Genomic DNA, 12,392 nt, shown 5'->3' with positions numbered 1-12,392 from the left:
GCATGGGCCTGTTCGATTTCCTGCGCGGCGGACCCAAGCAAACCGCGAGCATCGCCAAGGAGCGCCTGCGTATCATCGTGGCCCAGGAACGCAGCGCCCGCGGCAGCCCCGACTACCTGCCGCTGCTGCGGCGCGAGCTGCTGGAAGTGATCCGCAAGTACGTCAACGTGGATTCCGACGCAGTCGACATCCAGGTCAAGCGCGACGGCGATCACGAGGTGCTCGACCTCACCGTGACGCTGCCCGACAAAGCCAGCGCCGCGGCCACGGCGGCCGCACGCGAGGCCTGAGGCCGCTTCGCGTTCGCCACCGTCTACAGCGATCGACGCCACCCGGTCCGCATGGCTACCGCTCCCTTGCATCCTGCGCATCCCAGCCTGCCCGCCAGTGGCGAAGTGCTGACCGTGGCGCAGATCGGCTGGGCGCCGCTGCAGGCATTGCTGGCAGAACACGGGCTGGCGTTGCAGCGCGTGGACGACGGCGCACCGATTCCCGGCAGCTACTGGGGCGAACCCGAAGCCGGCCTGATCGGCTGTACGGTCTATGTGCGCGGCGACACGCCGGTACATTCCGCCTTGCACGAGGCCTGTCACCTGATCGTGCAGCCGCCGGAACGCCGCGTACTCGTGCATACCGATGCGACCGACTCGGTCGCCGAGGAAGACGCCACCTGCTATCTGCAGATTGTGCTGGCCGACGCCCTGCCCGGCGTGGGCAGCACGCGCCTGATGCAGGACATGGATAGCTGGGGCTATACCTACCGGCTGGGCTCGACCCGGGCCTGGTTCGAGCACGACGCCGACGATGCGCAGCAGTGGCTGCTGCAGCGCGGCCTGCCGGTGGCCTGACCGGCACGGCTGCAGCCCGCGTTGACGGGCCGAACCCTGTACGGCGCGGACCAATCCTTGCCGCCTCAGCGCCGTCTATGCCCTTCCTGGCCGCTGCCGACCTCGTCCTGGGCAAAACCCCAGCTGGATGCCGGATCGCGCCGGGTCGGCGGCAGCGGTTGCCCGGCCACGATGCTGCCGTCGTCATAGACCCGTTCATGCGCGTCGGGCCGGTCCGCCGCGTGCGCGCCGCCGTCGATATAGGCTTCGATGCGCACGCGGCCCCGGTTGCAGCACTGTCCCGGCGGCGCATCTTCGCTACGACGGTACAGATATACGTGTACCCAATGCTGCTTGAACCAGACACTGCCTGCGAGCCAGGGCCAGGGTGCTGCGGCACTGCCGCCAGCATGCAGGATCAGGTCGATCACCTCGCGCTCCGGATGCGTGACGATCTGCAGGCGCAGCTGCGTGCTGTTGCCCACCCGCGTCGTCCATAGCGCGCCTTCGCTGGTCAGCAGTTCCAGCGTGCCCGTGGCCAGCAGACGCCAGGGCATCAGATGGAAATAATCCAGGTCGTCGATCTCGATCAGCGTATCGCCGCCGCTGTGCAGACTGCCGTCGTCGCGGCGGATAACGAAGCGCCGCGGCCCACGCAGCAACGCGGTTTCAATGCCGCCTTCAGCGAGCAGATCGTCAAGCGGCGCGCGGCGCAGGCGTTCTATCCATGCCAGGCGCGCAGGGGTCAGCGGCACCAGTCCGGCGTAGCGCATCGCCAGCGACAGCGGCACGCCTTCCGGCAAGGCGCCGACGCAAGCCTGCAGGCCGACCAGACGCGGCGGCGCATCGCCGTAGTCGTCGAGAAAAGCAGGCGCGCCGCTCGCACTGGGCAGCGCACCGTCGGCCGGATCGACCGCCAAGGCCAGACCGCGCAACTCGGTCGCCACCTGCAATGCCACCCGGCGCACGCCGCTGCGGTGGCGGCGGTCGGCACAGGTGAGCCGTACCGCATACGGCTCGCCCTGCGGGGCCGACGCCAGCGTGGCGCACAGCACGGGCAGCGGCGCAGCCAGCTTCAGTGCGACGATGTCGTCGGAAAACGTATCAAGGGGAACATGGGGAAATTGCTGCGCCGGGCTGCCGTAGACATGATGCGCACCGCCGGCCCAGTACACGCTGGCCACGTCGACAGGCGCACCGCCCTGCACCGAACGAACCTGCAGTCGCTGCTGCCACTGCATGACGCAATGCGCCGCGGTCAGCGCGAGGTCGGGCGCGACCAGCACCGCATGGCCGCATTCCAGCGCGCCGCCTGCATTCGTTGCCAGCAGATTCAATACACAACCGTAGCGAGGATCCTGGCCCAGCTGGGCCGGCGCTACTTCCTTCAGCACTGCACTCATCGCGACGCTCCTGTGGGACGGAATGGACGATCCGGCCAGGAGAACCAGGACCGCGGCGCCATCCCTGGCGCCGCGTGCACCTCCTTGTGCCGGCGCATCCGTAACGCCACCGCCTTTGCCGCCTCAGGGGTTGCGGCAAGACAGCAGGAACGAACGCCACCGCAGTGTGGCAGCGGGCTGTCGCAGGACCTGCGATGGCGCATTCCGGCTGTATGCCCCTGGCTTGGCAATACGCAGGCGGGGCGCGGGCTTGGACAAAGCGCGGCGGGGCCGCGGCAATCTTGGCCGCCGCGACAGGTACGGCACAGGACAACACCCAGCAGAGCGGACGGAACGGCCTGCCACGCGCCGCGCGTCAGCGCACAGGCGCCGGTACGCGCTCGCACCGGCACCGCAGCGGCGGAGTGCTTACTTGACGGTGATGGTGATCTTCTTGGACAGGATCGGCGGATCGAACGGGATATGCAGCGCGTCGCCGAGCACCAGCTGCAAGGTGTGCTGGCCCGGCGTCAGGGTCAGCGTGGTCTCGGTCTGGCCGCCGCCGAAATGCTTGTGCGTGGCGTCATTGGGCAGCGGCAGGTTCATCGGCGGCAGCTCAGCCACGTCGATCAGCAGATGATGGTGGCCGGTCTTGTCGGTAGTGACGCCGGCTGGCGCCACGCCCATGCCCTTGAGGCCGAAGCGCACGGTGAATTCCTTGCCGACGGTGGCGCCGTCGGCCGGCGCAATGAAATACAGCTCGGCCCCGGCCGTGGCCGCAGTGCGCGGCAGCCCCGGCGCGGCAGCAGGTGCCTTGGCAGCATCCTGGGCCTGGGCAGCAGCAGCAAGGAACACGCCGGCCAGCAGTACATGTACACGTTTCATCGCGGCACCTCGTCAGGGAGAAAAACCGGATCATACGCCCGCCGTCGTTAGGGGCAGCGCAAGATGCAGCCCCGACCGCCGCGGTTGATCGCCGCGGTCGCGCCCCCATCTGTCGCCGGTTGCCATCAAGCCCCCGCCATGAAGCCGACTCCCAGCAAACCTGATCGCTCCGTCTTCGCCACCCTGCGCCTGATGCTGCCGCAGGTCTGGCCGTATCGCGGCCGCGTGCTGGCGGCGCTGCTGTTTCTGGTCGCCGCCAAGCTCGCCACCATCGCGGTGCCGCTGACGCTGAAGGAATTGATCGACCGCCTCGACGTAGCACCCAGCCTGTTGCTGCTGCCGTTGATTCCGCTGGTGGCCTATGGCGCACTGCGGCTGGCATCGTCGCTGTTCCAGGAACTGCGCACCATCGTGTTCGCCCGGGTGCTGGCACGCACCTCGCGCATGGTCACGCTGAAAGTGTTCCGCCACCTGCACGCGCTGAGCCTGCGCTTTCACCTGGACCGCAAGACCGGCGGCGTCGCCCGCGACGTGGAACGCGGCATGAGCGCCATCGCCGACCTGCTCGACTGGACGCTGTATACGATTCTGCCGACCCTGTTCGAGGTGGTCGTGGTCAGCGCCATCCTGATCTGGCGCTACGACTGGACCTTCACTGTCATCACTCTCGGCACGCTGGTCAGCTACATCGTCTTCACCTTTGCCGTGACCGAGTGGCGCCTGCGCTACTACCGCGCCGCCAACGAAGCCGACACCGAGGCCAATGCGCGCAACGTAGATGCGCTGCTGAACTACGAGACAGTCAAGTATTTCAACAACGAAGAACACGAACAGCGCCGCTTCGACGGCAGCCTGGTACGGCTGGAAGAGGCCACCGTGAAAAGCCTGAAGACGCTGGCCGTGCTGAACATCGGCCAGGCCAGCATCGTCGCCCTGGGCCTGACCCTGCTGCTGTGGCGCGCCACCGCCGGCGTGGCCGAGGGGCGCATGGCCCTGGGCGACCTGGTGCTGGTCAACGCCTTCCTGATCCAGCTGTCGATTCCGCTGAATTACCTGGGCATGGTCTATCGCGAGGTGAAGCAGGCGCTGTCGAACATCCAGCGCATGTACGACCTGCTCGACGAAGCCCAGGAAGTGGCCGACAGCCCCGGCGCGCCGGCACTGGCCGTACGCGGCGCGGAACTGCGCTTCGAACATGTCGATTTCCATTACGACCCGGCCCGCGCCATTTTACGCGATGTGGATTTCTCCATTCCTGCCGGCAAGACCGTTGCAGTGGTCGGCACCACCGGCGCGGGCAAGTCGACGCTGGCACGGCTGCTGTACCGCTTCTACGACGTCAGCGCCGGGCGCATTCTCATCGACGGCCAGGATATTCGCAGCGTGACGCAGGATTCGCTGCGCGCGGCGATCGGCATCGTGCCGCAGGACACGGTGCTGTTCAACGATTCGATCTACTACAACATCGCCTACGGCAAGCCCTCGGCCAGCCGCGAGGAAGTGATCGCCGCGGCACGTTCGGCGCATATCCACGACTTCATCGAATCGCTGCCGCAGGGCTACGACAGCGCCGTGGGCGAACGCGGCCTGAAACTGTCCGGCGGCGAGAAGCAGCGCGTCGCGATCGCCCGTACCCTGCTGAAGAACCCGGCCCTGCTCGTCTTCGACGAGGCGACCAGCGCGCTGGATACGCGCACCGAGAAGATCATCCAGGCGGAACTGGAAGACATTGCGCGCGAGCGCACCACGCTGGTGATCGCCCATCGACTGTCCACCATCGTCGATGCGGACGAGATCATCGTGCTGGACCAGGGCTGCATCGTCGAACGCGGCCACCACGCCGCCCTGCTCGCGGCCGGCGGCCGCTATGCGGCGCTATGGGCCATGCAGCAGCGCGAGGCGGTGCCGGTAGCGGCCTGAGGCCGGTGCCCGTGCGCAGTGCAATTCGCTGCGCTTATCGCACCCTACGAAAGCGCAACTCGTAGGGCGCGATGAACCGAAGGCGAATTGCGCCGTCGTGCGTGAGCCTGGCGCCGGACAATCGCCGCCAGCGGCCCGGTGTACGACTTCAGCGTGCGAACGGATTGCGCGGACGGCCGCGCGGGTCGGTCGCGTCGTATTTGCTGCGGTCGTTCTCGACGTAGCCCACCGCGGTGTACGCGTTGACGTAATCGATCACGTCGTTGAGGGCTGCGCCACTGGCTTCGGCGATGTCTTCCAGACTGGCGTAGTCCTTCATCATGAACGTGCCGATGCGGAAGTGCTTGGCGAATTCGCGCTCGCTCTGCGGATAACGCGCCAGCTTGTAGCGTGCGCCGCGCTCCAGTCCCGGCAGCAGCTCGCCCTGCGAGCGGTTCAAGGTGAAGAACCACAGCAGGCGCGAATACGGCTGCACAGCTGCGCTGCCCTTGGCCGCGGCGAACTCGGCCGCGTTGAGCAGCTGCCAGTCGGCCATGGTCAGGCCGCGCGCGCAATGCGGTGCCAGCGCACGCAGGCCGCTGGCGCTGCTGACCCAGCTCTGGCTGGCCGGATCGACGATCAGATCGGGCGCACCTTCGCTGCTCAGCCGGGCCGGACCGGGCAAGGGCGAGTTGGTGAGGAAATCGGCCAGGCTCAGTTCCCGCGGCGGCAGCGGTGCAGGCGGCGGCGGTTGCGGTACAGCCACCGGCACCGGCGGCGGTGCGGGACGCGGCGGCAGTGGACGCGGCGCCTCCACTGGCGCAGCTTCCGCACGCGGCGGCGGCGCGGCGCGTTGCGGACGCACCATCTCGCTGGGCGAGAATTCGCTGGCATAGGTTTCGCGCTCTGCGCTGGCAGCGCTGGCAGCACTGGCCGGTACGGCAGCACCGGACGGCAGGTTGTACATCAGCAGCAGCTTGACCAGGCCCTCCAGGCTCAGCGGCCGGCCCAGCAACAGGTCGGACTCGCGTGCCGAATCGCGTTCGGTGAACGCCGCTGTGCGCTTGCCCGCGCCGTTGGCCTTGAGCCAGGCCATATGGCCGAACACCGAGTCGACATCGACGACGACGAGGTCGGCGTCGCGTTCGTTGCCGACTTCCCAGGATTGGCGCAAACGCTGTGCGGCCGTGCTGAGCAGGCCGCGGAATTCGGTTTCTTCAGCCGGACTCGCGCCGACCAGCGCGATCTTGTAGGCCATGGCTATGCTCCCCCTGAGCTTGCCGCGGTCCCTCTGAGGCCCGGGCGGAATGGCGAAAATGTTGCAATCATTGTCGTGAACGTGACGAAGGCGTCAACTGCTGGCCGTCATGGTGTAGTGGCGCAAAACGGCTGGGCCAGGCCGCGCGAACCGCGCAGCGCCGGTCACCGGGCCGCCGTGCTGCGATCCAGTACAGATGGTGCTGGTGGACAAGCGGCTGACAAGACAGGACAGAATTGCACTATCGTCGCGGGCATAAGCAAAAGCCGCGCCTAACCGCCCCGGCCTCACGCTTCAATGCACTGGAACTGCAGCACGTAGTCCGGATTGAGTCCGGTTTCCTGTCCCAGGCTGATCGTGCCGGAACGGCTGCGCAGCTGGATTTCGTCGCGGTGCAGGCGCAACTCCTCGGCCTCGCCCAGGCGCACCCAGGTGCCGTTGGTGGAGCGGTCGCCGAGCACCCAGTAGCCGCGCTTGTATTCGATCGTGGCATGCGTGCGCGACACCCATTCCGCGTCGACCATCAGATTGTTGCTGGCTTCGCGGCCGATCGAATACGACGGCGCGAGTTCGTCCAGCTCAATGGCCTGGCCGCGGTAGCGCAACAGCAGGCGCGCCTTGCGCTGCTGCGCCTCGACCAGCTTGACCACGCGCTGCACCGTGGTGACGTTGGAGATGTCGTCCTGCCACATCACGTCGACGATCTCGATCGGCTGCAGCTTGCCAGAGACGCGCGCCGTACCGAGCGAGCGCGTGCGCAGCGGACCGGTATTGGTCACGCCGGTGACGGTGGACGCGGTGGTGACGATCTGCTCGCGCTTGGCCAGCGAAGCCATGCGCGCAGCGGTGTTGACCGCATCGCCATACACATCGGTTTCCTCGACCAGGGTTTCGCCGTGGTGCAGGCCGATGCGAATGGCCAGGTTGTCGCGAATGAAGGCCGGGTCGGACGAGACGCGCTTCTGCATGTCGGTCGCCGCGAGCAGGCCGTTGAGCGCGCCGGGGAAGGTGCACATGACCTCGTCGCCGATGGTCTTGATCAACTTGCCGCCATGGTGCCGGGTGATCTCGGCCAACGCCTGCAGCACGCCGGATACGATACGGCGGGCGGATTCGTCGCCCAGGGTCTCGAACAGCTTGGTGCTGCCCGAGACGTCGGCGAAAAGTATGGTGAGGGGCTGGCGCTGACTCATCTGGCCGGATCATAGGCGATTCACGAAGGCGGCTCCATAACCGACGACCTCCGCACAGTTCGCCAACCTGCCGATTGCCGCCGCCGCTACCCTGCCATTCCTCACCCTGGCTTGCGGCCTAGCCGAACGCGCAGGCACTGCGACGAGACGACCTTGCCCAGCCCCGCGCCGGCGCGCCATCGTGCAGCTGTCCCAAGCCTGCCTGCGGAGCCCGCCATGTCGCTGTTTCGCCCCGTCTGCACAACCGCGGCACTTTGCATCGCCGGCCTGTTCGCCAGGACCGCCGCCGCAGAACCGGGCTTCCGCCTCGAAACCCTGGCGCCCGGCGTACATGCCGCGGTACGTACCGATCCACCCGGACTGATGGTCGATGCCAACTGCCTGTTCATCGTCAACGACAGCGATGTTGTCGTCGTGGATGCGCCCGAGGCCTCGACCGAGCTGATCGCCTCGCTGAAACGCATCACCGACAAACCGGTGCGCTACCTGGTCAATACCCATTGGCACGATGACCACGTCATTGGCAATGCGCGCTGGCGCGAGGCCTATCCCGGCATCCAGTTCATTGCCCACGGCACGCTGCGCGACTACCTGCCCGGCACGGGTGCGAAGAACCGGGCCGGCATGATCGACGGTGCGCCACAGGCCGCAGCCCAGATGCAGCAGCTCATAGACCAGGGCAAGAACCTGGCCGGCCAGCCCATCAGCGAAGAGGAACGGCAGAGCTACACCAGCGATATTGCCCTGGTGGCGAACTACATGAAGGTGGTGCCAGGCACTGCCGACGTGCTGCCCGATCTGTCCCCCTCGGCCGACCTGGTACTGCAACGCGGTACACGCCGCATCGAGGTACGCCGCGCCGGCCGCGGCCATACCGAATCCGACCTGGTCGTCTGGCTGCCGCAGGAACGCATCCTGGCCAGCGGCGACCTGGTGGTCTGGCCGGTGCCGCTGGTCGGCGGCGAGCAGTCCCACGTCGCCGGCTGGGATCTGGCCCTGCAGCAATTGCTGGCGCTGCAGCCGGCCATGACACTGCCCGGCCACGGCCCGGTGCAGCGCGACGATGCCTACCTCAGGCAGCTGCGCGACCTGTTCGCCGACATCAAGGCCAAGGTTGCCGATGCCCGGCGCCGCGGGCTGGACCTCGCCGCGGCACGCAAGGAAATCACGCTGGACGACTGGCGCCGGCGATTTGCCGGCGATTCGCCGGTGCGCAATGCGCTGTTCCGCAGGTACGTCACCGGCCCGGCGCTGCAGTCGGCCTGGGCCAGCCCCTAGGCTGGCCCTGCGGCGCCGCGATTCAGGCCAGGCTGGCCGCCGCCGCCGCGATGTCGTCGTCCGAGGGCAAGACCAGGAAGGCCGCGCCGGCCAGCGGCGTATAAGTATCGACGCCGACCACGCGCTTGAGCGGCTTGGCGCCGTTGCCCGATTCCACCACCGCAGTGACGATGCCCTCGCCCACGCCGGCGCTGCGGCGGCCCTCGTCGGCGACGACGATGCGCGCACAGTCACCGGCATGGCGCGCGATGGCGGCTTCGTTCAGCGGCTGCAGCCAGCGCAGGTCGACCACGCGGGTTTTCCAGCCACGCGATGCCTCCAGCGCCTTGGCCGCGCGCAGGCTCATCGGCACGGTATTGCCGTAGCAGAAGATGACCAGGTCTTTCGCGCCGGGCGAATAGACGCGCTCCTCGCCCAGCGGAATATGCTGGTCGGGCGCGGGATAGGCGGTCAGCCACTGGCTGTCGCCGGGCTCGTACAGATCCTTGGTCATGTACAGCGCGATCGGTTCGAGGAAGGCGCAGACGCGCCCGTCGACCTTGGCCAGCGCGGTCAGCGTGCGCAGCATCATCGCCGCGTCGTCGCCACGGCTGGGGCAGCCGACCACCAAGCCGGGAATGTCGCGCAGCGCGGTGATCGATGTATCGTTGTGGAAATGGCCGCCGAATCCCTTCTGATACCCGAGCGAGGCGATGCGCATCACCATCGGATTGCGGAACTGGCCGTTGGAGAAAAACTGCAGCGAACAGGCTTCGCCGCGGATCTGGTCGCAGGCATTGTGGAAATAGGCCAGGTACTGGATTTCCGGCAGCGGCAGCATGCCCATGTTGGCATAGCCCTGGGCCAGCCCCAGGATCATGGTTTCATCCAGCAGCGTGTTGAACACACGGTTGCCCTTGAACGCCTTGTGCAGGCCCTTGGTCACCGTATACACGCCGCCCTTCTGCGCCACGTCCTCGCCGAACAGCAGGCTTTCCGGGTATTTGCAGAACAGGTCGTGCAGGGCGTTGTTAATCTGGATGGCCATGTGCCGCGGCGCCAGCTTTTCCGGCAGCTTCTCCTCGCCGCCGAACACGGCGAGGCGCTTTTCCGCGTAGTCGGCGCGCTTGGCTTCGAGGTTGACCTGATTGGGGTGATACGGCGCCAGCGGCGCCAGCACCTCGGCCAGATCGGTCAGCTTGGGCCGGCGGTCGGCCTCGTCGGCCGCGGCAAAGCATTTCTGCCGCACCGCTTCATAGCGCGACAGCAAGGTGTCCTTGGAATACAGGCCCGACTCCAGCGCGATGGCGGCCGAGCGCAGCAGCGGATCGGTCGCCTCCACGGCCATCAGTTCTTCCACGCTGCGCCATTCGATTTCGAAATCGGTGCCGGCGTGGCCCATGATGCGCGTGGTGCGCAGGTGCAGGAAGGTCGGCCGGCGCGTGGTACGGCAGTGATACACCGCCCGCGCCACCTGCTCGTAGCCCTCGGCCAGGTCCAGGCCGTTGGCCGCGAAATAGTCGAGGTCGCGCCGGCCGCTGAAACTGGCCGAGATCCAGTCGGTCGGCGTCTTCACCGAAATGCCGATGCCGTTGTCTTCGCAGACGTACAGCACCGGCGCAGGCAGTTTCTGGTAAGCCGTCCACTGCGCGGTGTTGAATGCGGTCTGCGCCGTGGCATGGTTGGCCGAGGCGTCGCCAAACGAGCAGATGGCGATGGAGTCGTCCGGTATCGGCAGCTTGTGGCCGATGCGCCGCGCCTGCTCGATCGCGACCGCCGTGCCCAGCGCCTTGGGCAGGTGCGAGGCGATGGTCGAGGTCTGCGGCAGCACCCACAAGGGCTTGGAACCCCACACCTTATGGCGGCCGCCGGACGCCGGATCGTCCTTGCTGGCGGCAAACGACAGCGCCGAATCCATGATCGGATCCATGCCGGGAATCTTGCGGAAGCGCTCGGCCATGAAACCGCCGGAGCGGTAGTGCAGGAAGGCCGGATCGGTATGCCGGGTCAGGCGCGCGACCATCGCGTTGCCTTCGTGGCCGGACGATCCAATCGTATAGAAAACCTTTTGTTTAACGCGCAGCACGCGCGCCATCAGGTCGAGATGGCGGCTGATCAGCTGCGATTCGAACAGCGCGATGAAATCGGCCGCGGTACACAGGCTGCCCGGCAGCACCGGTTCGTCCTGGGCCGGACGCTTGTGCGTATGGCCGCTCCAGTCGCGGACGAATTCGATGAAATTCTGATCGCAGACTTCGGCACGGTTGAGGCTCTTGTGGCGCGCGGGAATCGGAGCAACGGCAGACATGGGAGACCTGATTGGCAAACGCCCGCCGACGGCAAGGCCGCGACGGCGGGCGGAACGTGTGGGAATACAAGAATAGCGATACTGGACTGTACTGGAAACGCGCCGGACCGCGCTGACGTGCGCGGCTCAGACCTGCTGCGCAACGTGGCCCGGCTGCTGGCGGACGCGTGCCAGCCATGCCAATACCTGTGGGTACGGCGACAGGTCGATGCCGCCGTCGGCCGCCTTGTCGGTATAGGCGAACAGGGCGATGTCGGCGATGGAATAGTCGTCGCCGGCAAAGAACGCGTGACTCTGCAGATGCTGTTCCATCACCGCCAGCGCCTGTGCAGCGCGTTCGCGCAGCCGCGGCAGTTCCGCGCGGCGGGCGTGATCGGGCGGCAGATAGACGCAGATGAAACGCGCCACGGCAACGCAGGGTTCGTGACTGTACTGTTCGAAGAACAGCCACTGCAGCATCTGCGCCCGCGTCCAGGCATCGGCCGGCCACAGCGCCGAGCCTTCGGCCAGGTAGCACAGGATCGCATTCGACTCGGCCAGCCAGCGGCCGGGCTCCCGTTCCAGCAGCGGCACCTTGCCGTTCGCGTTCATCGCCAGGTACTGCGGCGTGCGTGTCTCGCCGGCGGCGCTGTTCACCTCGACCCAGCGGTAAGGCCGGCCCAGCTGTTCCAGCAACAATTGCACCTTGTAGCAATTGCCCGACGATTTCATTCCGTAGACGGTCAACATAAATCAACTCCGTGCAAACCAGCAGCTGCGGCCGGATCAGGCGCGCGGGCGCGCCTGCCATTCTTCGCGGCTCTGGCCCCAGGCGTCGATGATCATCGTGTCGTACGGTGCCGGCAGCGTGACCCGCCGCAGAAGACGTGCGCCGAGTTTTTCCGCCACCCGTATCGACGGCGTGTTGTCCGGATCGATGCAGTGGATCACTTCGCTCCAGCCGAGGTTGGCGAAAGCCCAGTCGATCGCCGCAGTGGCGGCCTCCACCGCATAGCCCTTGCCCTGGGCCGCGGCCGACAGGCCCCAGCCGACCTCGGTGCCCGGCCAGTCCGCCGGCATCCACGGGCCGATGCGGCCCATCCAGCGGCCGCTGGATTTCTCGATCACCGAGAACATGGCAAAGCCCTGCAGCTGCCAGGAACCCGCCATGCACATCATCGCGCGCCAGGCGGCGGAGCGGCCCTGCGCACCGCCGAGAAAGCGCATGCAGTCGGGATCGGCGGCAAATTCGGCCCAGCCGTCGAGGTCTTCGCGCTGCGGCGGGCGCAGCAGCAACCGTTCGGTTTCGATCACGCGATGATCCTGCTTGGCCTCGCTCACGGCATCTCTCCCCATGTTTTCACCGGAAAACAGCGCGCGCCCGAGTTCCGGCGCACGCATCGT

11 protein-coding genes are annotated in these 12,392 nt (G+C 67.0%); 4 read left to right on the top strand and 7 right to left on the bottom strand.

Annotated elements, in window-relative coordinates:
• Window positions 1-2 precede the first annotated feature (2 nt).
• Window positions 3-290: a cell division topological specificity factor MinE gene (gene minE, locus DFR29_RS12455; RefSeq protein ID WP_133818941.1), complete on the top strand. Its 288-nt coding sequence runs from the start codon at window positions 3-5 to the stop codon at window positions 288-290.
• Window positions 291-341: 51 nt separating this feature from the next.
• Window positions 342-848, top strand: a complete 507-nt coding sequence (locus DFR29_RS12450; RefSeq protein ID WP_133818940.1) for a hypothetical protein — start codon at window positions 342-344, stop codon at window positions 846-848.
• Window positions 849-913: 65 nt separating this feature from the next.
• Here the strand turns inward: DFR29_RS12450 and DFR29_RS12445 are convergent, their stop codons facing one another.
• Window positions 914-2,230 carry a S1 family serine peptidase gene (locus DFR29_RS12445; RefSeq protein WP_133818939.1) on the bottom strand — a complete coding sequence of 439 codons (1,317 nt, stop codon included), beginning with the start codon at window positions 2,228-2,230 and terminating at the stop codon, window positions 914-916.
• A gap of 408 nt (window positions 2,231-2,638) precedes the next feature.
• The gene (locus DFR29_RS12440) at window positions 2,639-3,094 is read right to left on the bottom strand and encodes a DUF4399 domain-containing protein (RefSeq protein WP_133818938.1); all 456 of its coding nucleotides are present in this window, start codon (window positions 3,092-3,094) and stop codon (window positions 2,639-2,641) included.
• A 138-nt stretch (window positions 3,095-3,232) separates the two neighbouring features.
• Here DFR29_RS12440 and DFR29_RS12435 point away from each other — a divergent pair, with 138 nt between their 5' ends.
• Entirely contained in the window at window positions 3,233-5,014 is a 1,782-nt protein-coding gene (locus tag DFR29_RS12435; protein ID WP_133818937.1) for an ABCB family ABC transporter ATP-binding protein/permease, read from the top strand.
• 148 nt (window positions 5,015-5,162) lie between these two features.
• Here the strand turns inward: DFR29_RS12435 and DFR29_RS12430 are convergent, their stop codons facing one another.
• Complete coding sequence (locus DFR29_RS12430) at window positions 5,163-6,251, bottom strand: hypothetical protein (RefSeq protein ID WP_133818936.1); 1,089 nt, start codon at window positions 6,249-6,251, stop codon at window positions 5,163-5,165.
• Between the two features lie 287 nt (window positions 6,252-6,538).
• On the bottom strand, window positions 6,539-7,444 hold the full coding sequence (locus tag DFR29_RS12425) for an adenylate/guanylate cyclase domain-containing protein (protein ID WP_133818935.1): 906 nt from the start codon (window positions 7,442-7,444) through the stop codon (window positions 6,539-6,541).
• Window positions 7,445-7,660: 216 nt separating this feature from the next.
• On the opposite strand from DFR29_RS12425, the gene DFR29_RS12420 reads away from it, so the two are divergent.
• Window positions 7,661-8,722: an MBL fold metallo-hydrolase gene (locus DFR29_RS12420; RefSeq protein ID WP_133818934.1), complete on the top strand. Its 1,062-nt coding sequence runs from the start codon at window positions 7,661-7,663 to the stop codon at window positions 8,720-8,722.
• A 22-nt stretch (window positions 8,723-8,744) separates the two neighbouring features.
• Here the strand turns inward: DFR29_RS12420 and DFR29_RS12415 are convergent, their stop codons facing one another.
• The 3 genes from DFR29_RS12415 to DFR29_RS12405 all read right to left on the bottom strand — a co-directional run bounded on the left by DFR29_RS12415 (window position 8,745) and on the right by DFR29_RS12405 (window position 12,329).
• Entirely contained in the window at window positions 8,745-11,009 is a 2,265-nt protein-coding gene (locus tag DFR29_RS12415) for a thiamine pyrophosphate-dependent enzyme (protein ID WP_133818933.1), read from the bottom strand.
• Between the two features lie 126 nt (window positions 11,010-11,135).
• On the bottom strand, window positions 11,136-11,738 hold the full coding sequence (locus DFR29_RS12410) for a glutathione S-transferase family protein (protein ID WP_133818932.1): 603 nt from the start codon (window positions 11,736-11,738) through the stop codon (window positions 11,136-11,138).
• A gap of 36 nt (window positions 11,739-11,774) precedes the next feature.
• Window positions 11,775-12,329 (bottom strand): GNAT family N-acetyltransferase, encoded by a 555-nt coding sequence (locus DFR29_RS12405; RefSeq protein WP_243746035.1) that lies wholly within the window; start codon window positions 12,327-12,329, stop codon window positions 11,775-11,777.
• Window positions 12,330-12,392 lie beyond the last annotated feature (63 nt).

The organism is Tahibacter aquaticus (assembly GCF_004363655.1).
Classification (GTDB): domain Bacteria; phylum Pseudomonadota; class Gammaproteobacteria; order Xanthomonadales; family Rhodanobacteraceae; genus Tahibacter; species Tahibacter aquaticus.
This window is presented reverse-complemented; position numbering and strand designations above follow the sequence as displayed.